At 64.9% G+C, this 26,334-nt stretch carries 22 protein-coding genes; 16 read left to right on the plus strand and 6 right to left on the minus strand.

The window, feature by feature from the left end:
* Positions 1-169 precede the first annotated feature (169 nt).
* Positions 170-1,372, plus strand: a complete 1,203-nt coding sequence (locus BLS50_RS31000) for a sugar transporter (RefSeq protein ID WP_011545522.1) — start codon at positions 170-172, stop codon at positions 1,370-1,372.
* Between the two features lie 28 nt (positions 1,373-1,400).
* Here the strand turns inward: BLS50_RS31000 and BLS50_RS31005 are convergent, their stop codons facing one another.
* Complete coding sequence (locus BLS50_RS31005) at positions 1,401-2,177, minus strand: SDR family NAD(P)-dependent oxidoreductase (RefSeq protein ID WP_074807252.1); 777 nt, start codon at positions 2,175-2,177, stop codon at positions 1,401-1,403.
* 158 nt (positions 2,178-2,335) lie between these two features.
* Here BLS50_RS31005 and BLS50_RS31010 point away from each other — a divergent pair, with 158 nt between their 5' ends.
* The 12 genes from BLS50_RS31010 to BLS50_RS31065 all read left to right on the plus strand — a co-directional run bounded on the left by BLS50_RS31010 (position 2,336) and on the right by BLS50_RS31065 (position 16,446).
* Positions 2,336-3,238, plus strand: a complete 903-nt coding sequence (locus BLS50_RS31010) for a LysR family transcriptional regulator (protein ID WP_074807255.1) — start codon at positions 2,336-2,338, stop codon at positions 3,236-3,238.
* A 312-nt stretch (positions 3,239-3,550) separates the two neighbouring features.
* Positions 3,551-4,498 carry a FecR family protein gene (locus BLS50_RS31015; RefSeq protein WP_053525908.1) on the plus strand — a complete coding sequence of 316 codons (948 nt, stop codon included), beginning with the start codon at positions 3,551-3,553 and terminating at the stop codon, positions 4,496-4,498.
* A gap of 135 nt (positions 4,499-4,633) precedes the next feature.
* Positions 4,634-5,098, plus strand: coding sequence for an Lrp/AsnC family transcriptional regulator (locus BLS50_RS31020; protein WP_012336653.1), 465 nt, complete (start codon positions 4,634-4,636; stop codon positions 5,096-5,098).
* Between the two features lie 294 nt (positions 5,099-5,392).
* A complete protein-coding gene (locus tag BLS50_RS31025; RefSeq protein WP_074807259.1) occupies positions 5,393-7,783 on the plus strand; it encodes a TonB-dependent siderophore receptor in 2,391 nt (796 codons plus the stop codon).
* Between the two features lie 97 nt (positions 7,784-7,880).
* Positions 7,881-8,561, plus strand: coding sequence for an energy transducer TonB (locus BLS50_RS31030; protein ID WP_256334266.1), 681 nt, complete (start codon positions 7,881-7,883; stop codon positions 8,559-8,561).
* A 23-nt stretch (positions 8,562-8,584) separates the two neighbouring features.
* Positions 8,585-9,325: a MotA/TolQ/ExbB proton channel family protein gene (locus BLS50_RS31035; protein ID WP_027808560.1), complete on the plus strand. Its 741-nt coding sequence runs from the start codon at positions 8,585-8,587 to the stop codon at positions 9,323-9,325.
* An 11-nt stretch (positions 9,326-9,336) separates the two neighbouring features.
* Positions 9,337-9,759 (plus strand): ExbD/TolR family protein, encoded by a 423-nt coding sequence (locus BLS50_RS31040; protein ID WP_074807266.1) that lies wholly within the window; start codon positions 9,337-9,339, stop codon positions 9,757-9,759.
* Positions 9,756-11,567, plus strand: coding sequence for an ABC transporter ATP-binding protein/permease (locus BLS50_RS31045; protein WP_074807269.1), 1,812 nt, complete (start codon positions 9,756-9,758; stop codon positions 11,565-11,567). Before BLS50_RS31040 ends, BLS50_RS31045 begins: the two co-directional genes overlap by 4 nt.
* 78 nt (positions 11,568-11,645) lie before the next feature.
* Positions 11,646-12,866 carry a thioredoxin gene (trxA, locus tag BLS50_RS31050; RefSeq protein WP_074807272.1) on the plus strand — a complete coding sequence of 407 codons (1,221 nt, stop codon included), beginning with the start codon at positions 11,646-11,648 and terminating at the stop codon, positions 12,864-12,866.
* Positions 12,867-13,090: 224 nt separating this feature from the next.
* On the plus strand, positions 13,091-14,449 hold the full coding sequence (locus tag BLS50_RS31055) for a metallopeptidase TldD-related protein (RefSeq protein ID WP_074807273.1): 1,359 nt from the start codon (positions 13,091-13,093) through the stop codon (positions 14,447-14,449).
* A 49-nt stretch (positions 14,450-14,498) separates the two neighbouring features.
* Complete coding sequence (gene tldD / locus BLS50_RS31060) at positions 14,499-15,986, plus strand: metalloprotease TldD (protein WP_074807276.1); 1,488 nt, start codon at positions 14,499-14,501, stop codon at positions 15,984-15,986.
* A gap of 103 nt (positions 15,987-16,089) precedes the next feature.
* The gene (locus BLS50_RS31065) at positions 16,090-16,446 is read left to right on the plus strand and encodes a Fis family transcriptional regulator (protein ID WP_256334267.1); all 357 of its coding nucleotides are present in this window, start codon (positions 16,090-16,092) and stop codon (positions 16,444-16,446) included.
* A 77-nt stretch (positions 16,447-16,523) separates the two neighbouring features.
* On the opposite strand, the gene BLS50_RS31070 is transcribed toward BLS50_RS31065, so the two are convergent.
* From BLS50_RS31070 to BLS50_RS31090, 5 genes are all read right to left on the minus strand, one after another.
* Positions 16,524-17,075, minus strand: coding sequence for a sigma-70 family RNA polymerase sigma factor (locus tag BLS50_RS31070; RefSeq protein ID WP_077179759.1), 552 nt, complete (start codon positions 17,073-17,075; stop codon positions 16,524-16,526).
* 642 nt (positions 17,076-17,717) lie between these two features.
* A complete protein-coding gene (locus tag BLS50_RS31075) occupies positions 17,718-18,887 on the minus strand; it encodes a helix-turn-helix domain-containing protein (RefSeq protein WP_256334268.1) in 1,170 nt (389 codons plus the stop codon).
* Between the two features lie 165 nt (positions 18,888-19,052).
* Positions 19,053-20,180, minus strand: a complete 1,128-nt coding sequence (locus BLS50_RS31080; protein WP_074807281.1) for an NAD(P)-dependent alcohol dehydrogenase — start codon at positions 20,178-20,180, stop codon at positions 19,053-19,055.
* 14 nt (positions 20,181-20,194) lie between these two features.
* A complete protein-coding gene (locus BLS50_RS31085) occupies positions 20,195-21,664 on the minus strand; it encodes a benzaldehyde dehydrogenase (RefSeq protein ID WP_074807284.1) in 1,470 nt (489 codons plus the stop codon).
* A 255-nt stretch (positions 21,665-21,919) separates the two neighbouring features.
* Entirely contained in the window at positions 21,920-22,774 is an 855-nt protein-coding gene (locus tag BLS50_RS31090) for a helix-turn-helix domain-containing protein (protein WP_074807287.1), read from the minus strand.
* A 208-nt stretch (positions 22,775-22,982) separates the two neighbouring features.
* Between BLS50_RS31090 and BLS50_RS31095 the strand changes: the two genes are divergently transcribed.
* The 3 genes from BLS50_RS31095 (at position 22,983) to BLS50_RS31105 (ending at position 26,178) form a co-directional block, all read left to right on the plus strand.
* Positions 22,983-23,855, plus strand: a complete 873-nt coding sequence (locus BLS50_RS31095) for a PhzF family phenazine biosynthesis protein (RefSeq protein ID WP_074807289.1) — start codon at positions 22,983-22,985, stop codon at positions 23,853-23,855.
* Between the two features lie 3 nt (positions 23,856-23,858).
* Positions 23,859-25,340: an ATP-binding protein gene (locus BLS50_RS31100; RefSeq protein ID WP_074807292.1), complete on the plus strand. Its 1,482-nt coding sequence runs from the start codon at positions 23,859-23,861 to the stop codon at positions 25,338-25,340.
* A 277-nt stretch (positions 25,341-25,617) separates the two neighbouring features.
* The gene (locus BLS50_RS31105; RefSeq protein ID WP_074807295.1) at positions 25,618-26,178 is read left to right on the plus strand and encodes a carboxymuconolactone decarboxylase family protein; all 561 of its coding nucleotides are present in this window, start codon (positions 25,618-25,620) and stop codon (positions 26,176-26,178) included.
* Positions 26,179-26,334 lie beyond the last annotated feature (156 nt).

The raw sequence follows: 26,334 nt of genomic DNA on the forward strand, positions 1-26,334 counted from the left end.
TCGTCGGCAAAACCCAATGCGTCACATTATCGGCGCACGGCCGTGTCACCGCCATGTCCCGCGCCGCATGCGCCGCGCCCGGCGGCAGCGGGGCGAACACCGCTGGTACAATCGCGCCGATGCGCCGGGCGGGCCGCCCGCGCGCGCCCAACCTTCGTCGAATCCCCGTATGGCAACCCCCGACGCCGTCAGTTCCGAACAATCGTGGTGGGGCGTTCTGGCCCTGGCGCTCACCGCCTTCATCTTCAATACCACCGAATTCGTACCCGTCGCGCTGCTGAGCGCGATCGGCGACAGCCTGCAGATGCAGCCGACCGCGGTCGGCCTGATGCTGACGATCTACGCGTGGGCCGTCGCGGTCGTGTCGCTGCCGCTGACGTTCGTCACGCGGCACGTCGAGCGTCGCAAGCTATTGAGCGTGGCGCTGCTGGTGTTCATCGGCAGCCATGTCGTGACCGGCGTCGCGTGGAATTTCACGGTGCTGATGATCGGCCGGCTCGGCATCGCGTGCGCGCATGCGGTGTTCTGGTCGATTTCGATCCCGCTCGCGGTGCGGCTCGCGCCGAGCGACCGCAAAAGCCGTGCGCTCAGCCTGATCGCGATGGGCTCGGCGATCGCGATGGTCGCCGGGATTCCGCTCGGCCGCGTGATCGGCGAGGCGTTCGGCTGGCGCGTCACGTTCCTGATCATCGCGGGCACGGCGGGCATCGCGCTGCTGTTGCTGCGCGCCACGTTGCCGTTGCTGCCGAGCCAGGGCGCCGGGTCGCTGAGCAGCATCGGCGTGTTCCTGCGCAAGCCGGCGCTGGTCGCGCTGTATGCGATCACCGTGCTGGTCGTGTCCGCGCACTTCACGTCGTACACGTACATCGAACCGTTCGTGCAGAGCATCAATCATGCGAGCAACAGCCGGATCACGTACGTGCTGATCCTGTTCGGCATCGCCGGTCTGCCGGCCGCGGTCTGCTTCAATCGCGTCTACCCGCACCGGCCCGACGATTTCCTGCTGGCGTCGATCGTCGCGCTGTCGGGCTGCCTGCTGATCCTGTTCCCGTGCGCGCTGAACATCGTCACGCTGTCCGTGCACACGCTGGTGTGGGGCGGCGCGATCGTCTGCTTCGGGCTGGCGATGCAGGCATGGGTGCTGAAGCTGGCGCCGGACGCGACCGACCTGGCCGTGTCGATCTACTCGGGGCTGTACAACGTCGGCATCGGCGCCGGCGCGCTGCTCGGCAACCATATCGCGGGCGACTTCGGGCTGCCGTGGATCGGTACCTTCGGCGGCGTGGTCGCGATCTTCGCGGCCGGGGTCGCGTGGGCCGCGTTGCGGCTGCACGCGAAACGGGAAGCGGCGCTCGCGGCCCCCGCGCCTTGAAGCCGCTGCCCGGCACGCCGCCGGTGCATCACGCGATCGAATAGCCGCCGTCGGCCACGAGCGCGTGCCCCGACACATAGCTGGCATCGTCCGACGCGAGGAACGCGACGACCGTCGCCATCTCGTCGGCGGATGCCCAGCGGCCGGCCGGCGTCGATTCGGCAAAGGCGAGCCGTGCTTCCTCCGACGGCCAGATGCCGCGATGATGGAACGGCGTATCGATCAGCCCCGGGCACAGCGCGTTGACGCGCACGCCGCGTTTGAACCATTCGATCGAAGCCGTCTTCGTCATCCCGATCACCGCGTGCTTGCTCGCGATATACACCGACGCATTCTCGAAGCCGATGACGCCGCCCATCGACGCATTGTTGATGATGCTGCCCTTGCCCTGGCGCAGCATGATCTCGGCCGCGAACTTCATCGAATTGAACACGCCGCGCACGTTCGGCTCGAACACCCGGTCGTAGCTTTGCGCGTCCTGCTCGAGCATCGGCGCGAACACGCCTTCCGTGCCCGCATTGTTGAACGCGATGTCGAGCCGTCCGTGGGTCGACACCGTGAAATCGAACAGCTTGCGAAGCTCGGCTTCGTTCGCGACATCCGCGGCAAAGGCCGTTGCGTTACCGCCGGCGGTCGCGATCTCGTCGACCAGTCGATCGAGTTCGGCCTTGCGTCGGGCGCTGACGACGACCTTCGCGCCGCGGCGCGCGAGTTCGATCGCCGATGCGCGGCCGATGCCGGAACTGGCGCCCGTCACGAGGGCGATGCGACCGTCGAGCGAGGCAGAGTGCGTGCTTGCGTTCATGATGCGTTTCTCCGTGAGGGGTGATCCGTTGCGTCGAAGCGACGTCTGATGCGCATTGTGGTCGCTCGGCGGCGACAAAAAAATGGAACAATGGCGCATTTAGAATTCCTTCTTGAGGAATTAAAATCGCTTTTTCGCGGGCATCATAAAGGCTTCCCATGCTCAACCGCCTCGATATCCTGAAGATCTTTTCCGCGGCCGCCGCCGCGCCGACGTTTCGCGAGGCGGCCGCGCGGCTCGGCGTGTCGCCGCAGGTCGTCACGCGCGCGGTGCGCGAACTGGAGGAGATGCTCGGCGAAACGCTGTTTCACCGGACGACCCGCAGCATCCGGATCACCGCGTTCGGCCAGTCGTTCGCGCGCGAGGTGCAGGGCGCGCTGGCCGTGGTCGACGGGCTGTTCGGGCCGGCGACCGGCCAGCGCGACGAGCCGGTCGGCGTCGTCCGGATCACCGCGCCGTCGGGCATGGGGCGGCATTACGTGCAGCCGATCCTCACCGGCCTCATGCAGCGGTATCCGGGGCTCGTGCCCGATCTGCGGCTGTCCGACGTGCCGTCGCCGGTGGTCGACGAGCAGATCGACATCGGCGTGCGTGTCGGCGCGATCGGCGACAACCGCTTCGTCGCGCGCATGGTCGGGCCGCTGCCGATGTGGGTGGTGGCCGCGCCGTCGCTGATCCGGCGGCTGGGGGAGCCGAAAAACCGCAAGGCGCTTGAAGCGATGCCGGTGACGTGCCTGATCGATCGGGCGAGCGGGCGGCCGTGGCCGTGGATGTTTCGCGGCGAGCAGCAGTTCGTGCCGTCGTCGCCGGCTTACCTGACGGACGACACCGAGGTGGAAATCGAGGCCGTGTGCGCAGGGGTGGGAGTAGGCCAGTGTTCGGAATATCTGGTGCGGCCGTACGTCAGGAAGGGGCGTCTCGTGCGGGTGCTGCCGAGCCTCGAGCCCGAGCCGTGGAAGCTGCACGTCTATCGGCCGCGGCGCGGGCCGATGCCGCGTCGTATCCGGGTGGTGTACGACGAACTGGTGGCGAAGCTCGCGGATGCGACGTGGCGGGAGTAGGGGGCGCCGCACAACGGCAAACGTCGGTCGCGGCGGCATCATGAACCTTTCCGTGCCCGACCCTACGCCGGACGAATTTCGGCTGTTCGGCAACCTCGGGCCCGCCTGAAGGCGCTGCGGCCGATCGTCGATGTGAGGACCGCCGCGAGGCCCGGCATCACGCCACCGATCCGCGCATTTCGCCGCATCGTTCGTTGCGATGCGCTCGTTACGGCGTGTTATGCTCCGCGCGAAACCCGTGCTCCGGAATTCGCGGCTCGGCAACGGGCCGCGTGTGCGGCACGGCCGTTCGCCCTCGATTGATTGACGCTCATGAACGGTAACTCCACGCTCGATCCAGTGGCGCAAGAGGCGATTGACTGGGAAGTGAGGCTGCGCTCCGGCGAGATTTCGCAGGCGGAGCGCGACGCATTCCTGGCATGGCGGCGCGCGGACCCGGCCCACGAAGAAGCGTGGGCGCGGCTGCAGCAGCGGCTCGGCAGGCTGGGCCCGTTGCAGGGCACGTCGAGTACGGCGGTGCGGCGGGCGCTCGACGAGCCGTCGCGTCACCGCAGACGATGGCTGAAAGCCGGCGCGGGCCTGGGAGGCCTCGTGCTCGCCGGGATCGGCACGCGCCAGCTCATTTCGACGTTTTCGCTCGACGCGGACTACCACAATGGCGATGTGGTCCCGCAAAGAGTCCAGTTCGACGGCAGCGTTTCGGTCACGGCCGGCGCGGCCACGCGGGTCTATACCCATGCGCGTGACCAGGCCGACCTTTATCTGGCCGCCGGCCAGGTTGCAACCGATCCGGCTCGCGCGGGCTATCAGCCTGTCGTCGTGACCACCCGCGACGGCATGGTCCGCACCGAGCGGGCGCGCGTGAGCGTGGACGTTCTGCGCCTGCATACCGTCGTGGCTGTGCAAGGCGGCGATGCGGTGCTGGCCGTGCCTCACGGGCGCCGCTTGCATGTACCCGATGGATCGGCGTGGTCGCTGTCCGGCGGGCAGATCGCCCGCATGCCCGAAACGTCGGCCGACATCTTCTCGTGGACACGCGGCACGCTGGTCGTGCTCGACCGCGCGGTGCCGGACGTGATCGAAACGCTGGGCCGTTACTTCGGCGGCTATATCCGTTTTCCGGAGGCCGCGCTGTCGCGCCGCGTGAGCGGCGTCTTTCCGCTCGACGACGCGCCGGCCGCACTCCGACAACTGGCCGAAAGCCTCGGGTTTTCCCTGAATCTGTACGGCAACATGCTCGCCGTCGCCACCGCTGCCTGAAACCGCAGGCTTCCGCTCCAGTCCCCTCCGAATTTTTTTCGATTTGCGGTGTCACTTTTCGCCGCTCGTTGCACAAGGTAAATAAGAGCGCATCGAATCGCTCGACATCAACCCGTGCACTCGAGTGGAGGAAGTGTGTTCGACGCTATCGACAAGTCCATATTGTCCGTGCTGCAGCAGGACAGCACGCTCTCGGTGGCCGAAATCGCCGACCGCGTGAACCTTTCGACCACGCCCTGCTGGCGACGCATTCAGAAGCTCGAGCAGGACGGGGTGATCGCGCGTCGCGTGGCGCTTCTGGACGCGAAGAAGCTCAACGTGGGCGTGACCGTTCTGGTGGAAATCAAGACCGCGGAACATACCGCCGCGTGGTTGCGGCGTTTCTGCGACGTGGTGGCGACGATTCCCGAGGTGGTGGAAGTCCATCGCATGAGCGGGCACATCGACTACATGCTCAAGGTCGTGGTGCCGCATATCGACGCGTACGACAGCGTATACAGGCGTCTGATCGGCGCGGTCGATATCTTCGACGTCAGTTCGAGCTTCGCGATGGAGACCATTAAGCAGACCACCGTATTACCGCTCGATTACATGCTGTGACCGCGCGGGCGGAGCAATTTATCGACAGGGACGGAGAAGGACGGAATTTCACCGGCGCGGCGGAAACCGCGGAATGGAATTCCAAAACGGGCGGCGCAAGCGAATTGTTTCAAAAAAACATTCCAGGCCCGGACGATAGACTTGTTTCATCGATGACGCGTTCGGGCAGAGGCTGACCGAAGCCCGATTTGAAGCATGACGGTACTTTGCGACACGATGATGACGCGATTACGCGTAGGAATACTGACAGAACGGACGAAGAGCCAATACATTCGACAAGGGAGTGGTTCAAACGTGAAGCTCAACATCAGAACACGCCGGGCGATCTCGAGCCAGGCATCAGGGGTTGCCATCGCGGTCGCCGTTGCACAGGTTTTCATCGCGGCGTCGGCGCATGCACAACAGGCTGCCCAGCAGTCATGGCATCTCGCGAGCGGTCCGCTGGACCGTACGCTGGTCGAAATCGCGCAGGCGGCCAACGTGAGGTTGAGCTACGACGCGGGCCTCGTGCAATCGTTGAAATCGTCGCCCGTCGAGGGTAGCTACACCGCCGAGGCCGCGATTCGACAAGCGCTTCGAGGCACCGGCCTCGATCTCGTCGCGACGGGCAGCGGTGGTCTGACCATTCAGAAGGCGGTTGCGAAGCCCGCTGCGGCGGCGCCCGTCGCGGCGTCGGCGGCGGCAGCCTCCGTGGGGCCTGTCGATACCACGCTTCCGCTCATCAGCGTGGCGGCCAGCCGGGACTCCGGCGGCACCGGCTTCGTCGCGGAATCGTCGTCCACCTATGCGCGCTCGGACGTGCCGCTGAGCCAGACGCCGAAATCGGTCAGCGTCATCAACGCGGCGGTGATCCAGAGCCAGGCCGCTCAGTCGCTCTCCGATGTGCTGAGGAATGCTTCCGGTGTCGTCACGCGGCCGGGGCCGCTTGGTGTGCCGAGTTACACGATTCGCGGGTTTGTAGCGCAAAACCTCACATCGGATGGATTGGCGACTGTCGGGACGGCCCCCAACGTTACGCCGACGATCGCCATCTCGAGCGTGGAAGTGGTCAAGGGGCCCTCGGCCATCGTGAATGGCAACAGTCCGCCGGGAGGCGTCATCAATCTCGTCAAGAAGACGCCGCAGGCCGAGCCGTTTCACGAAATCCAGGTGGGCTACGGCTCCTACGGCAGCGAGCAGATCGCGCTGGACAGCACGGGCGCCATCACCGCCGACAAGAAGCTTCGGTATCGCTTCATCATCTCGGGTGAACGGGTCGGCCAGAATTCGATGGGATATGACGGCGAGAGAAATTTCTACTTTGCCCCGACCCTGGAATGGAAGGATTCGACCACGGATCTGACGGTAGGCTATGAGCGCACGGTCAATCGCGAGCCGGTTCCCCCGTTCACTGTCGGCTATGCCAAGGGCGATATCTATCGAAACTATATCGACAAGCCGCTTGGCACGCCGTCCGACCATTTCGGCGCGCAAACGGACAATATTTTCATTCACCTCGAACAAAAGCTCGGCACGGCGCTGACCTTCGTGAGCAAGGGTTCCTATACGCGGACCCAACAAACGCAGCAAGCCTGGACAACGGCGACGCCGCTCTCGGCGACCAACGGCACGTTGTTCCACAACTTCGATTCGGTCTCGGATTTCTACAGTTGGAGCTTCCAGAATTACCTGCGAGCCAAGTTCGATATCGGCACTGCGAAAAATACGGTGATTGCGGGCTGGGACGTTCTTCGCTACAGCCAGCATCAGTCTGACACCACGACATCGAAATTCATTTCCATTCCGAATGTCTTCGGCTCATTTACGCTCCCGTCTTCCGACACGGGAAACGTGATGCCGAATGGCACTACCTACTTCACTCAAACCGGTTTATATCTACAAGATCAGTTTTCCTATAAGAATTTCCATGCGCTCGCGTCCGTGCGCCGGGATACCTATCTGACACATGCGACCTACGCCGGTAACCCACCAGCGGGAAGCCATCAGAACGCCTATAGCCCAAGCCTCGGCCTGCTCTACGAACTGACGTCCGAGGTTGCTGCCTACGCCAGCTACAACCGCGGCTTCCAGCCGGGCACGGCGCTTCAATTCGGTGGCGGTGTGCTCCCCCCGCAGATCAGTCAGCAGGTCGAAGTGGGCATGAAGTTCAACCTGCTGGACGACAAGCTGGCCATCACGACCTCGGCTTACCGCACCTCCTTCAGCAATTACAACGTTGCCGACCCGGCCCATCGCGGCTTCTATCTTCCTGCCGGCGGCGCCGTGAGCCGCGGATTCGAAGCGGAGATTACCGGGCAGCCGCTGCCCGGCGTCAACGTGGTGGGCAGCTATACGTACAACGACTTCGTGCAGCCCCCGAACACCAAGCTGGCGGTGAACCTGCCCAAGAACAGCGCCAGCCTGTGGGCGACCTACAACTTCCAGACCGAAAAGCTCCAGGGTTTCGGTGTCGGCGCGGGGCTCTTCTTCGCGAGCGGGCAGTACATCGGCTCGGGCTCGGCGTACCGCATCCCCAGCCAGGTGGAGACGGATCTCGGCCTGTTCTATCGGAAGAAGGGGTACGGCTTGAATCTTTCGATCAAGAACGTGTTCAACCGCAAGCTCTACTACAGCAGCACGTCGGCCACCATGATTCCGATGGGTCCGGAGCGGACGGTCATGCTGACCGGAACCTATGACTTCTGATTCCTTGCCCGCCCGCCGGTGGGACGACATCGCCGTACGCGAGAACACGTCCCAGGCGCCTTATGCGCGCATACGCCGCATCGCGTGTGCCGCAGGGGTGCTGCTCGCGCATGCGCTGGGGCTGTACGTCGCGGTCCACCAAAGCGCGGTGACGCTCAGGCTCGAGGCGGGACGTCCCGCGGGCGGCACGGTGCAGGTGCAACTGGTTGCCGCGCCGGCGCTGCGGCCCGCGCCAACCCCACCTGCGCCGCCCAAGCCGCGGACCGAGCCACCGAAACCGGTGGCGCCGGCGAAGCCGGAAAAGGCGCACGTGCTGGCGTCGCACGCGCCGAGCCCGCGCACGGTGGAAGCGGCGCCCCAGGAAACGCCGAAACCCGCCGAAACGCGGCCGGTCGCGCCGGCGCCCGTGCCGCATCCCGCACCTGAAGCAGCGCCGGCCCAACCTGTCGCGCAACCCGCGCCGGGGCCGAACCTGCTGGACGCGCCGAAGCAAATCAGCGCGGGCGAGTTGAAGCAGTTGGGATGCCAGATGCCGCGACCCGACTACCCGGCGAAAGCGCGGCGGCTGCAACAGGAGGGCACCGTAGTCGTGCATCTGAGCATCGGCACCGACGGCGCGGTGACGTCCGCGCGCGTGGCGCAGAGCAGCGGCTCGCCGCTGCTCGACGCGGCCGCCGTCGCGGCGATCCGTGCCGGCCGCTGTCACCCGTACGAGACCGCGGGCATCGCGCGCTCGGTCGAAGCTTCCCAACCCATCGCATTCAACCTGAACGACTGAACCCGCACCAATCGGAGCAACACATGGAACAGTATGGCATCGCCAACGTCTGGCAACAGGGTGACTTCGTTACCCGCTTCATCTTCGTTTTCCTGATCGGCATGTCCGTCGTCTCCTGGTTCGTGATACTGACGAAAGGATTCGCCAATCGGCGTCTCGAATCGCTCGGCAAGCGCGCGCAAACTGGTTTCTGGTCCAGTGCGTCGATCAGCGACGGCATCGCGGCGCTGGGCGAGCGCGGTGACAATCCTTATCGTGCGCTGGTGCTTGCCGGGCGCGAAGCGAATGAACAGCATGCGGGCAACGAACCGTCGATGCAAGGCAGCCTGAGCGCGAGCGAATGGGTGGCGCGCGGGCTGCGCAACGCATTCGACGACGAAGTCGCACGCCTGCAGAACGGCCTGGCCGTGCTGGGCTCGATCGGCAGCACCGCGCCGTTCGTGGGGCTGTTCGGTACTGTCTGGGGTATCTATCACGCACTCATGGCGATCGGCATGTCGGGGCAGGCCAGCCTCGATCACGTTGCCGGCCCGGTGGGCGAGTCGCTCGTGATGACGGCGATCGGGCTGTTCGTCGCGATTCCGGCGGTGCTCGGCTTCAACTACGTGAACCGCGGCAACAAGCGCGTGAGCCATCGGCTGAACCGCTTCGCGCACGAGCTGCACGTGTATTTCGTCACCGGCGCGAAGGCCCGCGCCGACGCCAGCCGGCCGGTCGGCGCACCGGTCGCGACCAAGCGCGCCACGCCCAACCTGGCCGCCTGAAGGAGCCCGCCATGTCAATGATTACCGATGGCGGCGGCGACGAAGGCGTCATGAACGACATCAACATGACGCCGCTGATCGACGTCATGCTGGTGTTGCTGATCATCTTCATCGTGACGCTGCCCGTCATTAACAAGGCGGTGAAGGTCGATCTTCCGCAGGCGGCCGCGCAGCCGGCCGTGTCGAAAACGCAGGACATCGATCTGTCGATCACGGCCGACAAGACGGTGCTGTGGAACAAGCAGCCGGTCGACGCGGATGCATTGAAGGCGCGCGTGGCCGAGGCCGCGGCGCAGGGCGAGCCGCCCGCGGTCAACATCAACGCGGATCAGCACGTCGAGTACGGCAAGGTCGCGACCATTCTGGCGGCGCTCCAGGGCGGTGGTCTCAACAAGATCAACTTCGTGATGCAACCGCCCGAGGCGCACCAATGACGGTGAACGGCGCTTTCCCCGTTGACCGCGCGGAAGACGCGCAAGCGCGCCGCCGCTTTCCGCCGGTGTGGCGCCTGCTGCTGCCGTACTGGCGTACGCGCGAAGGCGTGTTCTCGCTGATATTGCTGATGCTCGTGATCGGATCGAGTTGGGCCACGACGTACGTGATGCTGTGGAACAACAACTGGACCGGCATGTTCTACGATGCGATCGGCGCTTCCCGATTCAAGGTGCTGCCGGAGCTGCTCGTGCGTTTCCTGCTCGTAGCGATGGCCGGTGCGGCCGTGCATATTACCGGGGGGGTGTTGCAGGAGATCGTGCAGATCCGCTGGCGCCGATGGCTTACGACATGGCTCACCGAGAAATGGCTCGCGCGCAACAACTATTACCGGATCGAACGCGACCGGGAACTCGAGAACGTCGATCAGCGTATCGCGGAAGACGTGAAGCTGTTCGTCAACGACACGCTGCTGCTGGGTCTTGGGCTTCTTTCGGTACCGGTCAGCGTCGTGTCGTTCAGCGTCGTGCTGTGGCGCATGGGCGGCCCGTTTCAAATGCACGTCGGCGGATCGTCATACGTATTGCACGGTTATCTGGTGTTCGCCGCATTTGCCTACACCAGTGTCATTTTCGTGGCGACGCATTATCTGGGCCGCAGGCTCATCACGCTGACGGCCAGACAGCATCGTCTCGAGGGCGATTTTCGCGTGCTCATGGTGGGCGTGCGTGAATTCGCGGAACAGATCGCGTTCTTTCAGGGGCAAACGTCCGAGCATGGGCGTCTGCAGGCATCGTTTCGCTTCGTGGTATCGAATCTATACGCGACGCTGTGGGTGAGGACGCGCGTCTCGTTCTTTAACAATATCGTCGGTCAGTTGAGTTCGGCCATTCCGATCATTCCGACCTTGCTGATGCTTCCGCAGCTGATGTCGGGTGGGCTGACGCTCGGCGGGTTGATGAAATCGAACAGCGCATTTAATTCCGTCACGGGGTCGCTGGCATTTTTTTGGCAAGCCTATCCGGGATTTACGTCGTGGCGCGCGGAAGCCAACCGTTTGCGCGAATTCCTGCACGTGAGCGAGCATGATCCGCGGCAGGACATCGCGCTTCACGAAAGCCGCACCGGAGCGGTCGCCGCGAGCGGGCTCGTCTTGCGCGACGCGTCCGGCGCCACACTGTCGCGCGTGCCCGACTTCGTGCTCCTGGCCGGCCGGCGGTGCCTCGTGCGAGGTCGATCGGGGTGCGGGAAAAGCACGTTGCTGCGCGCGCTGGCCGGCCTATGGCCCTACGGCGAAGGCACGATCGTGCGTCCGGCAGCCGGCACGTTCTTCTTGCCGCAACGCAGCTATATTCCGCCGGGCACGCTGAAGGCGGCCGTGACCTATCCGCGCGACGCTTCGGCGTACCCCGACAGCGAATGCGAGGCACTGCTGCACGCATGCGGATTGTCGGCCTATGCGCCCTTGCTCCATGTCGAGGACCGCTGGAGCACACGGCTGTCCGGCGGCGAGCAACAGCGCGTGGCATTTGCGCGCGTGCTGCTCGCCAAACCTTCCACGGTGTTCCTCGACGAATGCACGTCCGCACTCGATAGCCAGAGCGAGAAGGAACTTTACGGTCTGCTAATCGAGCGTTTGCCTCAGGCCACGGTCGTCAGCGTCGCGCATCGCAAGGAGCTGCTGGCGTTTCACGACACGACGCTCGATTTTCCCGCACCGGCGGCACCGGAAGCACGACAGGACGCGGCCGACGAAACAGAGGGCGCACACGCCGGCGGTCGCGCATCCGTCGGAACGCAACTGTGCTGAGCGCCACGATCCCAACCGACGCCGTGCATTTGAACAATGTACGGCGCGCCAACAAGTGAAACAGGACAAGATCGATCCATGAGCAATCTGAAAGCAGTGACGCTGGAAACCATCGAAGCCGACGTGATCAACAACCCGCTGCCCGTACTGGTCGACTTCTGGGCGCCCTGGTGCGGTCCGTGCAAGGCGCTCGCGCCGACGCTGTCGAAATTGAGCGAGCAATTTGAAGGCAACGTGGCGTTCGTGAAGATCGACGTGGACGAGAATGCAGGCGTTCGCGAACGATTCGGCGTTCGCGGTATTCCGACGCTGATCCTGCTGCGCGGCGGCAAGGAACTCGGCCGCGTGGTCGGTAATCGCTCCGCCACGCAACTGGCCGGCTTCATCGACAACCACCTCGGCTCCGTGACGGCGTTGCCGGCGGCGATCGCCGTTGCACCGAACGCGTTCGGCGGCAACGCCCAGCTCAAGACGGAGCGCCTTGCCGCGTTGCGCGTGTGGCTGGATCGCAAGCGAGCCGCGCCTTCCGAAGCGATGTGGGACGGCGAAATCGGCAGCGCCATTCAGTTCGTCTGCAACACCGCGGACGTGGACGATTGCGCAAGAACGCTGGGTATTCCGGCCAACGTGCTGGCCGTGGTGGAATCGCTGTCGAGCTATCGCAGTACCCATCTGAACGGAGCGGAGTTCGTCGCGCAGTGGCTTGACGCCGTTCCGGTGGGAGCGAATCTCTCGCGGCTGCCGCAAATGCTGGTCACGGATCTGCTGTCCGGCGGCGAGATGTCTGAGTTGATCGGCGACGATGCGGCGTTGCTGTCGATTCGCGACCGGCTTGTCGCGCAGCATGATCCGGCGCGGGCGGCAGGGCCGCTCGACTCGGAACTGGCCGCGATCAAGCAGGCGCTCGCGAAGGCCGACGCTGCGGCAGCCGGCGCCGCACACGCGTTGGCGACACGGCTTCTCGTGTTGGTCGCTCAGCCGCTCGGCGATGCCGCGATCGTCACCGATTTCATATTCGGCCTTGCGGGCGCGCATTGGGAGTTGTTGCGCGCGGCCTGCAACTGGACGCGCGATGACGACCGACGCTTCATGCAGCTCGCGGAAGAAACGTCGAAGCGCGCGGTGGAGCGCGGCGAAGAGGCTTCGCAAGGCGACAAGACCCTCGAGCGAATCGGGCTGGTGGATGCTGAACTCATCGCGCGGTTTCGGTCTCACTACGGCGATGGCACGAAGGCCATGAAAACGGTCGGCACGAGCATCGGCGATCGTTTGATCGCGATCACGCAGCGCTGCGCGTAAGTCATCTGAGAAAAAGCGCGCGTCGAACGTAAATTCCGGATACGCCGGCGTGCGCGCAAAACGATTCCACGAATCCGCGAGACGGCGATTTCTTTCGTAAAAAAATTCCGATCGCGCTCGATAGAATATTTCCAATGTGCTCCCGTTCGACATGACGCGAAAACGTCTCGGCAGACGGGCAGGCGCGTGGGGCGCACGGCAATTCAACACTCGGAGTGGTTTCCATGCATGACGGCGGTACGCAATGGCGCGACGTGAAATCCGATCTGGAGGCGGCGGCCGAATGTGCGCTCGATCTGGCACGACGAGCAGGGGCCGACGGCGTTCGCGTGGAGGTCGATCATGTCGAATCGCGGACGGCAACCGTACGCAACCGGATGCCGACCGAGCGGAGCCTTCGACTGTCTTCATCTATCTCGCTCGCGGTCTATCGCAATGGCCGACGCGGCGCGACGACCTCGTCCGATTTGTCCCCCGACGGCCTCGCCGGTGCGGTGGCGGCCGCCATCGACATCGCGTCGGTCACGGACGTCGATGCTGCTGCCGGCCTGGCCCCGGCGGACTTGCTCGCCAGGGACTTCATCGATCTGGACTTGTATCATCCGCTCGATCTGTCGCTCGATGACATGCTCGACGACGCCCGTCGCGCGGAAGAGGCCGCGTTTTCCACGAGCCCTGCCATCGTGACGACCAACGGCGCCAGCGTCGGAACTTCCGCGGGGTTGTCGCTGCTCGCGACCAGCGAGGGGTTCGGGCACAGCGTGCCGTGGTCCGCGCATTTCGTGTCGTGCATGCCTATCGCGGCCGGCACTGGCGAGAAACAGATGGGATTCTGGAGCGACGGCGCGCGCGCTTATGCCGATCTCGACGCACCCGCACGGATCGGTACGCAAGCCGCGACGCGCGCGCTCGCGCTGCTGGGCGGCACGCAGATTGAAACGCAGCGTTGCCCCGTGTTGTTCGAGCCGATGGCCGCGATGTCGCTGCTCGGCGAGTTCGTCAACGCGGCGTCGGGCGATGCGCTTTATCGGACGGGCTCGTACCTGACTCGCCGTCTCGGCACCCCAGTCTTTGCCGATCACATTCAGTTGTACGAAGATCCATTCGTCTCCAGGGGAATGGCGAGTCGATGCTTCGACTCTGATGGCGTTGCCGTGTCCCGACGATCGGTTGTCGAGTCAGGCGTGTTGCGCGGCTATTTTCTTGGCTTGTACGCAGCCCGGCGTCTCGGCATGGCGCCGACCGGTAATGGCTGGGGTCCGCACAACCTCGAAGTGCGCAGCGCGAAAACCGCTGACTCGGACGGGATCGACGCGATGCTGGAGAGGCTCGATCGCGGCCTGTTCGTCACCGAGATGGCAGGTGGCGGCGTAAACCGGCTGACCGGCGATTTCTCGCGTGCCGCGAAGGGGTTCTGGGTGGAGAACGGCCAGATCCGTTTTCCGGTCACCGGTATCACGATCGCGTCGAATCTGAATGCGATGTTTTCCGGCCTGCTCGCCGTGGGGGCCGACACCGTGACCAGAGGAAGCTTCCGCACGGGTTCGTGGCTGATCGATGAAATGAGAATCGGCGGCAGCTGACGCGCGCGATGCGCGGCCATCCTTTCCTGTCACATACCGGTACGACACCATGCTGGACACGCACGAAACCCTGACTGACACCCGCGGCCCCTCGCTCCACGACATGCGTCGCGCGGCGTATGTAGGACTGCTCGACAAACACGGCATCGACGAAACGCATTTGTTCGCCGCGCTGAACAGCGCGCTCGGGCAGTCCGGCGACTTTGCCGACATCTATCTGAAGGAGTCGATCGCCGAATCGTGGTCGCTCGAAGGCGGCGCCGTGCGGGGCGGCGCCTGGCAGTGCGATTCGGGATTCGGCATTCGCGTGCTGAACGGCGAGGAGACGACGTTCGCGAGTTCGCAACGAATCGGGGCGGACGCGTTGCGCACGATCGCGCGGCAGATTCGGTCGGGACCGGAGGTTCTCTCCCGCGTAACGCCTCGCGGCGAACCAGCCGGCTCCGCGGCGGCGCGATCGATCTATCTTCCGCGCGCCTCGCTTAGCGCGATCGGCGCGGAGCGGAAACTCGCGCTGCTCAAGCGCGTCGACGAACTGGCGCGTTCGAAGGATCGGCGCGTGGTCGAGGTCAACGCCATGCTCGCCGCGACGCACGAGACGGTGTGGATCGCGCGTTGCGACGGGCTCGGCGTCGGCGACGTGCGACCCATGCTGCGACTGGCGATCAACGTTCGGGTCAAATCGGGCGACCGGGTCGAAAGCGCGAGCGGCGGGATCGGCGGCCGCTACGGGCTCGCTTCGTGGTCGGACGACGACCTCCGCACGCTGGTGTATGACCGTGTCGAAGCCGCGCTGACGAAACTCGATGCACGGCCCGCGCCGGCGGGAACGATGACCGTCGTCGTCGGGCCGGGCTGGAACGGCGTGCTGTTGCACGAAGCCGTGGGCCATGGTCTCGAGGCCGACGGCATACGGCGCAAGACGTCGGTGTTCGCGGGCCGCGTCGGCGAGCAAGTGGCGGCGCGCAACGTCACCATCGTCGACGACGGCACGCTCGAAGGCCGCCGGGGTTCGCTCAATGTCGACGACGAGGGCTGTCCGACGCAACGCACGGTGTTGATCGAGGACGGCGTGTTGCGCGGCTGCATGCAGGACTCGCTCAACGCGCGGCTGATGAACATGCGGCCGACGGGCAATGGCCGCCGCGAGGGCTATGCGGTGTTGCCGATGCCGCGCATGACCAACACGTTCATGCTCAACGGCGATCGCGAGCACGACGAGATCATTGCGTCGGTGAAGCGCGGGATCTACGTGGCGGGGCTCGAGGGCGGGCAGGTCGACATCACGAGCGGGCAGTTCGTGTTCGAGGCGTCGGAAGCATTCCTGATCGAAAACGGCAAGCTCTGCGCACCCGTGAAAGGCGCGACGATCACCGGCAACGGGCTGGACACGATCCAGAAAATCAGCATGGTCGGCAACAACCTCGAGCTCGACACGGGCCGCGCCGTGTGCGGCAAGGCCGGCCAGTCGGTGCCCGTGAGCGTGGGGCAGCCTACCGTTCGGGTGGACGACATGACGGTGGGCGGCACGGCATGACGAATGCGTGCGGACGGATGGCGAACCGAAGATGAGAGGGTGGACGCAGCGTCTCGACCAGTCGAGGGTCCGGTCGCGGGCGGACAAGACGGAACTTCTGCCTTTGCCGAAAGCCATTCGCGACGTGCTTTCACTGGAGTATCACCTTCAGCTCGAAGCGCTGCGCGCCGGGGCCGGTTCGCTGACCGCGCTGCGCATCCTGTTGCGCGTGGCGATGGCCGCCGCGATGCTGCGCGAGCTCGGCTACGGCGGGCAACGCCTGCATGCGTCCGACGAATACGAGCGCATCGCCGGCGATGCCTATGAATCGGGAGAGGAAGGCCGCTACGGATTCGATCCGGCCGCCTTTTGCGCGTTCGCTGCGCTCGTGACGGATCACGACGCGCAACTCGAGACGGCGCCCGTCCGGGTGATCGACATCGTCGCACGGCAACTGGAGCGACCCGGTGCGGCGCAGTGAAAGCGGCACGTTGGCGACAACAAACGGCAGGGAAGAAGGTCAGCCGGCAGCCGAGCGCCGACGCGGGTGCCGCCGGCTCATGTCATCAGATAGCACTGCGTCAAGGCCTGCGCGATATATTTGCGCACCATGCTCACCGACACGCCGAGCCGCTCGGCGATCTCAGCGTGCGTGAGGCCGTCGATCTGACTCATCACGAACGCGCTTTTCGCATTGGGTGACAGGCCGTTCAACGCCTGATCCACGAGCAAGAGCGCCTGTGTCACTTCCGCCATGCTTTCCGCCGACGGGGTGACGGCTTCTTCCCGATGGGCGAGCGTTTCCAGATACGCGCGTTCCAGGTCGCGGCGGCGCCACATTTCATAGGTGAGGCGCTGGGCGATGACGGTGAGAAAGGCGCGTGCATCGCGCACCGCTGTCAGGTCCTGCATACCGGCAAGTTCCGCGAACGACGACGACGCGAGATCCTCCGCATCGGCAGGCGAGCCGACGCGCCTTTGCAGTTTCGACTTCAGCCATGCATAGCTCGCGCGGAATTCACTCGTCAGCCATGCAGCGCGCGAGCGCGTGCGTTCGTCGTCGACATCGCATCTCGTGGGGGAGCCACTGATCGGTGAACTGTAATTCATATGAAACGGATTCCTGGACCCGCGGCGTCAAGGCACGCAAGCGTGCACGAAAACAGCACATGAAGAAGCGCACATTATTTGCGCCGCCACGCCTCTGGAAGTGACAACGCCCCTGCGCAGCGCCCAGGCTTGAGTATGCCATTACAAAAACCACCGGAGTCAAAGTGGTTTGAAACCAACGCAATATTTTGCGCCGTCGTTTCGCCGTCGAAGGAACCCGCCGTCATCGGTCGATAAGTCTGATGAATACGCGAACGATACGGACACCGCATCATCGAGGGAACCAAGGAATCGTGGAATCGTTATGAGGTCATGCTCGGCACGGGCGCGGGGAATTCGCGGCATCCTTTCGGTTGGAGGCCGCTTCTGAGCCGCATTGACGTGGACATGGCACATGCGTGTTTCAATCCGCGCCCGAGCGTGACGTGACGATCGCCGCCGAGCTTAGGCGGCGTATGGTCCGACCGCGGACGTTCCGTTATCGACAACGACGCGTATCGACACGCGAATGACGGGCTGCGATTACACGAGACTATGAGGTGGGCCAAACATGTATTGGCCTTCGGGGGCAACGCCAGCCCGGTGTCAGCATGAACAGGCCCCAAGCGCCAATTGCCATGCGACCTGCTTCACTCCGCATCGTCAATGCGGTCCGTCGTGCCTGATCCCAGCCGCGTCGAGCTGCCGAAGTTTCGCGTACAGCGTCGTGCGCGAAATGCCGAGCTGCCGCGCGGCCGCCGACACATTGCCGTCGTGCTCGTCGAGCGCGCGCCGGATCGCATCGAGCGACTGTTCGTGCAGGCTCGCCTGCGGGCCGGCGGTCGACGCGACGTTGCACACGTCGGCAGCGTCTTCGAGCACATCGGCGTGACGCGCCCTCGTCGCCCGGTCGAGCGGCGCACGCACGGTGCGCACCCATACGTGGCTACCATCGTCGCGCGCGATCCGCTGCGGCGTGCGTGCCGGTGTCAGCAACCGGCGCTGCTGCGCGGGCGTCGCGCCCGGAAACAGTTGCCGGAGATCGACCGGCGCCACCGGCCCGGCGGGCGCGAGGTCGAGCATCTGGCGGGCCAGGCGGCTCACCGCGCGCACGCGGCCCGCTTCGTCGAGCGCGATGACGCCGGCGAGCGGCGTGCCGAGCCAGCGCGGATCGAATTGCACCTGCAGCAGATGGCAGTCGCGCAGCATCGCATAGAGCCGCTGTTCGGCGGACAGCGATGCGTGCCGGAATGACTCGCGCAATTGCGCGATATTACGCCGGCCGACGCCGGTGATATCGAGCGCGCCGATCACTTCGCTGTCGAAGCCCACGAGCGGCACCGCAAGACAGAACACCCGCGACAACTCGTCGAGATAGTGCTGCGCGCCCGCGACGACGGTTTCGGCGCCGTCGTGAATCACGCAGCTCGGCGCGGTCGTGCCGATGTTCGGTTCGACGATCCGGCGCCCGGCGACGATCGGCGTCAGCAGCGCGTCGTCGCATTGCGGGCTGCGGCGCGCATGGACGATCGTGCCGTGCGGATTGACGCACATGACCGTCCATTCGCTGCCGCCGAATGCGGCCCACAGCGGCTCGATCTCCTGCGCGACGCAGCGGGTGAGCCGCCGGTCCGCGCGCGATTCGTCGGGTTCGCGCTGCATTTCATAGCGGGCGGTTTGCCAGGGCCGCAGCCCGGCGTCGCGCGAACGCAGCCACGAACGCGCGACGCTGGCCGGCAACGCCGTGTCCGGCAGCGGTTCGCCCGCGGCGAAGCGGGCGCGGAGCCGGTCGAGGTCGACCGGCCGTGAAAGGGATTCGGGGGCCGTGTTCACGCTGCGCTCCATTTGAAGTCGAGGTCCGGGCCAGGCGTGTCGGCCTGGCGTGTCGCGCGAATGCGTAATATAGCCCGGCGCCTGAAGGCGGGTATTTTCCCGGGAAGAGGCGCCGCCGCATGCGGGCGATGTGCGTCGGCGTGCGGCCGGCGGCGCCTGTTGCGTTCAATGCGGCAAACGCAGGATCGGCTTGAGCGTGCTGCCGTTGCTGCTGTCTTCCGCCGCCTGGTTGATCTGGTCGAGCGGATAGAACTTCACCAGCCGGTCGAACGGAAACCGCCCTTGCAGATACAGCTGCACGAGCTGCGGAATGAACGTCTGCGGCACGCTGTCGCCTTCGACGATGCCGCGGATCGTGTGGCCGCCGAGCAGCAGGCTGTTCACGTCGAATTCGGCCTTGGTGCCGAGCTTCGGCGCGCCGACCACGCCCATCGTGCCGCGCGAGCCGAGCGCGTCGATCCCTTGCGACAGCACGGCCGGCAGCCCGGTCGATTCGAGCGCGAAGTCGACGCCGCCGCCGGTGATCTCGCGGATCGCGTCGACGACGTCGACTTCCCGGCTGTTGAGCGCGTGCGTCGCGCCGAGCTCCAGCGCCAGCGCGAGCCGCGACGGCACGATGTCGACCGCGATGATCGTCGTTGCGCCGGCGATGCGCGCGGCCATCACCGCGCTCATCCCGACCGCGCCCGCGCCGAAGCTCGCGAAGCTGCTGCCGGTGCGCACCGCGAGCGAATTGATGACGGCGCCCGCACCGGTCTGGATTCCGCAGCCGAGCGGGCCGAGCAGTTCGAGCGGCGCTTCCTTCGGCACCTTGATCGCGTTGTTCTCGCGGGCGAGCGCGTAGCTCGCGAACGACGACTGCGCGAAGAAATGATCGTGCAGCGGCTGGCCGGATTCGTCACGAAGCGCGGTCTGCCCGTCCGCGTCGGCGCCGCCGAAGTTCAGCGCGAAGAACTGCCGGCAATACGCGCCGTGACCGCCGACGCACGACGTGCAGTGACCGCACGCGCCGTAGGTCAGCACGACGTGGTCGCCCGCGGCGAGCGTCTTCACGTTCGGGCCGACCGCCTCGACCACGCCGGCGCCTTCGTGACCGAGCACGGCCGGCAGCGGCACCGGATAGTACTGGTCGCGCACGATCAGGTCGGTATGGCACAAGCCGGTCGCGACGACGCGCACCAGCACCTCGTCGCCGCGCGGCGCGCGGATGCGGGCCGCTTCGATCGAGAAGGGTGCGCCGGCGGCGCGCGCGACGGCGGCGGTAACGGCGCGTGTGTCGTGTTCGGTGTACATGGTCGGTCTCCTCGTCAAATCGGATACGGCGGCGCTTCGCCCTTGATCGTCAGCCACTGCCACTGCGTGAATTCCTCCCAGTTTGCCGCACCGCCGATGCTCGAGCCATTGCCCGATGCGCCGACGCCGCCGAACGGGTTGATCACTTCGTCGTTGACCGTCTGGTCGTTGATGTGCAGCAGCCCCGTGTTCAGGCGCTCGCCGATCCGCAGTGCGCGGCCGACGTCGGCGGACAGGATCGCCATCGACAGCCCGTATTCGGTCCGGTTCGCGAGCGCGATCGCGTCCTCGTCGGTATCGAACGGCACGACGATCGCGACCGGCCCGAAAATCTCCTCATCGAACGCCGGATTGCCCGGCGCGACGCCACTCAGCACGGTCGGCTCGAAGAACAGGCCGCGATGGCCGCCGCCCGTCTCCACGCGTGCGCCCGCGCGGCGGGCCGCGTCGACCAGGTTCGCCGCATGGTCGCGTTGCGCGGCGTTGATCAGCGGGCCGAGGCCGACGTCGCCGCTGGCCGGGTCGCCGACGCGCAGGCTGCGCGCCTTCTCGACGAGCTTCGCGACGAAGCGGTCGTGAATCGCACGCTGCACGAGCACGCGGCCGGTCGCCATGCAGATCTGGCCTTGGTGCAGATACGCGCCCCATGCGGTGTTGGCGACCGCGCGGTCGAGATCGGCATCGTCGAGCACGATCAGCGAATTCTTGCCGCCGAGTTCGAGCGATACCTTCTTCAGGTGGCGGCCCGCCGCTTCGCCCACCTTGCGCCCGGCGGCGGTGGAGCCGGTGAACTGGATCATCGCGACGTGCGGATCGGCGACCAGTGCCGCGCCGGCGGCGCCGTCGCCGGGCAGCACGTGCAGCACGCCTTCGGGCAGGCCGGCGAGCTCGAACACGCGCGCGATCGCGATGCCGCCGCACACGGCGGTGCGCGGATCGGGCTTCAGCACGACGGCGTTGCCGAGCGCGAGCGCGGGTGCCACCGCGCGCATCGCGAGGTACAGCGGGAAATTGAACGGCGAGATCACGCCGACCACGCCGCGCGGGCGGCGGCGCGCGAGCGACAGCCGGCCGGCCGCTGATGGCAGCACTTCGCCGGCCGCGCGCGACGGCAGCCCGGCCGCTTCGTGCAGCGCCTTGATCGTGACGGACGTTTCGAATGCCGCCTTCGCGCGCGTCGAGCCGCTTTCGCGCACGAGCCAGTCGACGATTGCGTCGGCGTGCGTTTCGGCGATGGCTGCGGCGCGGCGCAGGACGGCTGCGCGGTCGTCGTAGGGCAGGGCGAACCAAGCGGGCTGGGCGCGGTGCGCGGTAGCTGATGCTTCGGCGATGGCCGAGCTGTCGGCAAGACCGATGCGGCCGAGCGTGTTGCCGGTCGCCGGCTCGATCACGTCGGCCGCCTGTGGGCTCGCGTGCCAGCGGCCGGTGAAGATCTTGCCGCGCCAGATGTCGGTGTCGAACAGTGCGGGGGTGTTGCTATCCATGTGCGCTCCTGGGGATTTCGGATCGGCCGGATCGTTGCGTGAGCGTCGATCGGCATGCGCGCGAGGGTAGGGGACGGCGGTGAAACGGGGGTATCCGGGTTTTTTCCCATCCGTCGCGCCCGCATGGATTGGCGGGTGGATACGATTCGGTGTGCGGAAATTGAACAGTTGCCGTGTGGACTTGTGCCGCACGCAGTGTGACGACACGGCAGCGTCCAAACCGCCGACAGCAAGCTTATCGCGAGCGGTCAGCCGTCACTTGCATCGAGCACGGGACGCCTTCAGATCGCGGGGCGCAGGCAGACCGAACTTGGTAAATAGCCTTGCCAGGTAGGACGGCGATTCGATCCCTACGCTCAGGGCTGCCGACAGCACGGTCGTGCCGGGAACATTCAAGAGCGAACGCGCGCGCATGACCCGTTGCCGGAGCTGATAATCGGTGAGGCTTTCGCCGGTTTCCTCGCGGAAGATCCGGGTGAGATGACGTCGCGATATGGCGAATTCCGAAGCGATTGTCTCGATATCGATCCGCTCCGCGAGCATGACGTCAAGGTACGCCTTGATTTCACTGACCAGTTGCTCGCGCGAAACCTTCGGATTGGCACCGCTCGGTTCGGCGCCGAGCACCGCCGCCACGCACGCCGACGCAATCAGCCGATCGACCAGATCGTTCTGATACCGCGCCATATCGTGCGCTTCCTCCGTTTCGTCGACCGCGTCGAACTGTGTTTGCAAACGCAGTGCCCCAAGCAGAGCAGGCGGCGGCACGCAGTAGCGCGGTGCATCGCCCCCGGCGATCCGGACATTGGATTTGCGCGCACAAAACGAAACGAAGTCGCGCTCCGCATAGACCGCCGTATGGCAGTGCTCTCCGGGATTGCTCGTCGTGTCGTGAAAAATCCCGGCAGGAACCATCGCAAGCACGCCGGCGCCGATGCGTTGCGAATGCTTTGAACACTCCGAAGTCAGCGTCAGCGTGCCTTGACTCGGCAGCAGGAACATGAACTCTTCGTGCTCGTGCCACGACGTCACGTAATCGGCCATCGTGATGCGACGGGTCGCAGCCACGCGGTCGGCGGGAATGTGCGATTTGGACGTCTGATAAAACATGGCGGGAACCTGCGACTTGGGACTTTATAAGGGACGGGCAACGCGCTGACGCCAATCGCCATGGCCCGATAGTGAGCATGTTCCGGCCCAAATGGAAGCGAATAAAAAACGCAGGCCGTGCATGCTGCGAGGGACGGCGGACTGGCCTTCCCGCCGGCTTCACAAAAGGCGGCACACCGATAGGCGGAGTTAATTAGGGAGCAAGCGCATGAGCATCGTACAACGTGTGCGGCTTGTACGGGTATTTTCCACCACCGACGAGGGCGGCAATCCGGCCCCGATTGTGCTCGACGCGAACGGCTGGTCTGACGCGCAAATGAAAGAGATGGCCCGCGCGTATGGTCTGGAAAGCGGGTTCGTGATGCGCGCCGTCGATCCGCACCATGATTTCCGCTTCCGCTTTTTTGTGCCCAACCACGAGATGGAGATGTGCGGACACGCGACGCTGGGCGCATTGTGGCTGCTGCGTCGCACGGGCGCATGGCGCACGAACACGGCGCTGATTGAAACGCTGAGCGGCAGCGTCGACGCGCGGTACGACGCGTCCGACGCGCGGATCGAAGTCAGCCAGCCGGCGGGACGCGTCGAGCCGGTTGTCGACGCGGCGCTCATTGCCAGGACACTCGATGCATTGAACCTCGATGCGGGCGATCTGCTGCCGCTCGGCATCGTCAACGCAACGACGAGCCGCACCAAAACGCTGGTGCCGATCCGCACGCCCTCACGGCTGAATGCGATCACGCCGAAACTCGACGTGATCGAAGCCCTATGCGACGCGCTGTCGTCGACCGGTCTGTATCCGTTTGCGCTGGATGCCGATGCACCGCACGTGTTCGACGCACGGCAATTCCCGCGCGCGTCCGGCTATCCGGAAGACGCGGCGACCGGCATCGCAGCGGCAGCGCTCCTGTACGGCGCGCATCGCTATGGGCTCGTCACCGGAGCGGGACGCGGCATCGTCGTGCGTCAGGGTGTGGCGATGGGACGTCCGTCCGCGATCACGGTGAACTTTCGCGATCCGGCCGATGAAAGCAGCGGTTGCTGGCTCAGTGGCCCGGTTGGTCTGATGGACGAGGCCTGAGTCATGTTGCTGGGCACACTCGAAGTCGATTTGTCGACGCGCTCGTTACGACGTGATGGGAAGGCTATCCATGTCGGTTCGCGTGCATTTGACGTGCTCGCGGTACTGTTGTCGGCGGCGGGACGTCTCGTCACGAAAGACGAGTTGATGGCCGCGGTCTGGCCCGGCACGGTAGTTGAAGAAAACAATCTGCAGGTCCATATTTCCGCGTTGCGAAAATTGCTCGGACCACAACGCGACCTGATTGTGACCGTACCCGGTCGCGGTTACCAACTGACGCAGAGATCCGCCCCGACCGCGAATTTGACGCCGGCTACACCGCTCAGGCAGGGCGACAGCGATATTCCGCGACGGCACGGGGCGCTCACGGGACGCGACAGCCTGGTCTCCAATATTGCGGCAATACTGGACACGACGCATATATTGACACTGGTGGGCGCCGGGGGAGTCGGGAAAACGAGCGCGGCAATTGAAGTTGCTCATGCGGCAGTAAGCGGCCGTTTTGATATCACGCGTTTCGTCGCGCTTTCCGATGCCGCCTCGCCAGAAGCGGTCTTGCAGAAAATCGCGACGGCATTCGGCCTGCCGATACGGGACGACAGGTCGGCGGTCGACGCGCTGGTCGCAGCTTTGCCGCGAGACCGCACGCTGCTGGTGCTGGACAACGCCGAGCACGTCATCGATACAGTCGCTCGACTGGTCGATTCAGTTTGCATGCGGCTTGGCAACTTGCGGGTACTCGTCACGAGCCGTGAGCCGTTGAGGGTATCAGGTGAGCGTGTCTTCCACGTGCGTCCGCTCCAGGTGCCACGTCCGGAGTCATCTATCGCAGAGCTGCTGGATTGTGAGGCAGTGCAAATGTTCTTGCAGCGCGCGCGACAGTCGGGTTGCGACCTTGATACTTTAAGAAAAAGCGCTCGTCTCGTTGGCGATATCTGCCGTCGGCTCGACGGTAATCCACTGGCGATCGAAATGGCAGTCGGGCGTATCGGTGCATTGGGCGTTCGAGGTGTTCACGGATTTCTCGACGATCGCTTCAAGTTGCTGACGCGGGGATATCGGACGGCGCTTGCGCACCACCAGACGTTACAGGCCAGCTTCGATTGGAGCTTTGCGTCGCTGAGCCCGTCGAGTCAGAAGCTCTTGGGTCACGTTGCGGCATTCCAGCGTGCTTTTACGTTCGAGGCATTGCGTGCGCTGGTATGCGATGCGCGGTATACGCTGTCTGACGTTGCCGGCGACATTGCTGAACTGACCGAGAAGTCGCTGGTGAGTGTTGAGCCGGGTAACGGCGAACATCGATTCTTTCTTTCCGAATCCGCTCGAGCATACGCGTTGCAAAAGCGTCGCATCGGAGGGAAGGACATTCGAATGTTCGCGCACTATGCCGGGTACCATTTCAGTGCTTGTGACGAAGCGCCGACCATTGGAACGGATGCGTTCAACGAGAAAGTGGAAGAGCGGGAGCTTGCCTACGCCATCTGAGCATGTGAGGCAATGGTAGGCCTGGACCGCTGACGCGGCCTGAACGAATTGCAGCGAGCGGCCGGTCCCACCCCAAAGCCAATTGGTCGAAACGCGTCGGGCGGCATCGAAATACGCCCTCCCGTCGCGCCCCTCTGTCTCTTCAAGCGTGTGCACGCCAACCGCACCGCCATCGCGGTATGCCTGCGAGGAATGACTGTTATCGACGGCGCGTGCCTTCTTCGAGCGGGCGCTGACCTTCATCATTTGTTCACCGTCAACCACCAGGAGCAAAACGGTGAGCCACTTCCCCACCTACACGATCGATAACGCGCCGGCCGCGTCGAAGGCCAGCCTCGAAGACACGAAGCGCGCCTTCGGCTTCGTCCCCAACCTTCAGGCGCATATGGCGGAATCGCCCGCGCTGCTGGCCGGTAATTCGGCGCTGTGGGATCTGTTCTCGAAAAGCACGCTGACGCCGCATGAGCAACAGGTCGTCTACCTGACCTCGAACTTCGAGAACGACTGCCACTACTGCATGGCCGGTCACAGCACGCTGGCAAAGATGATCAAGATGGACGCAGGCGTGATCGCCGCGCTGCGCGCGGGCACGCCGCTGCCCGATGCCAAGCTCGAAGCGCTGCATCACTTCACGACGCTCATGGTGCGTGAGCGTGGCTTCGTCCCGGACGCCGATGTCGATGCGTTCCTCGCCGCCGGCTACACCCGTCAGAACGTCCTTGAAGTGATTCTGGGTGTGGCGACCAAGGTGATGAGCAACTACACGAACCACATCGTCCACACCGAACTCGACGGCTTCATGGCTGGTAACGAGTGGACCAAACCGGTCGCTGCCTGAGCCGGGCCTGCGTCGCGTGATCGACGAGGGCATCGGCCACGGCCCGGCGCTCGAAGGTATCGCTGCGGTCGAAGCGGCACGCATTGCCTCAGCGCAAAACGCGGCCTGAACCCACTGATTCGTTCGTTCCTTATTCCTCTATTCCTCTCGACGGAG

This window comes from Burkholderia orbicola, assembly GCF_900100915.1.
GTDB classification, from domain to species: Bacteria; Pseudomonadota; Gammaproteobacteria; order Burkholderiales; family Burkholderiaceae; genus Burkholderia; species Burkholderia orbicola.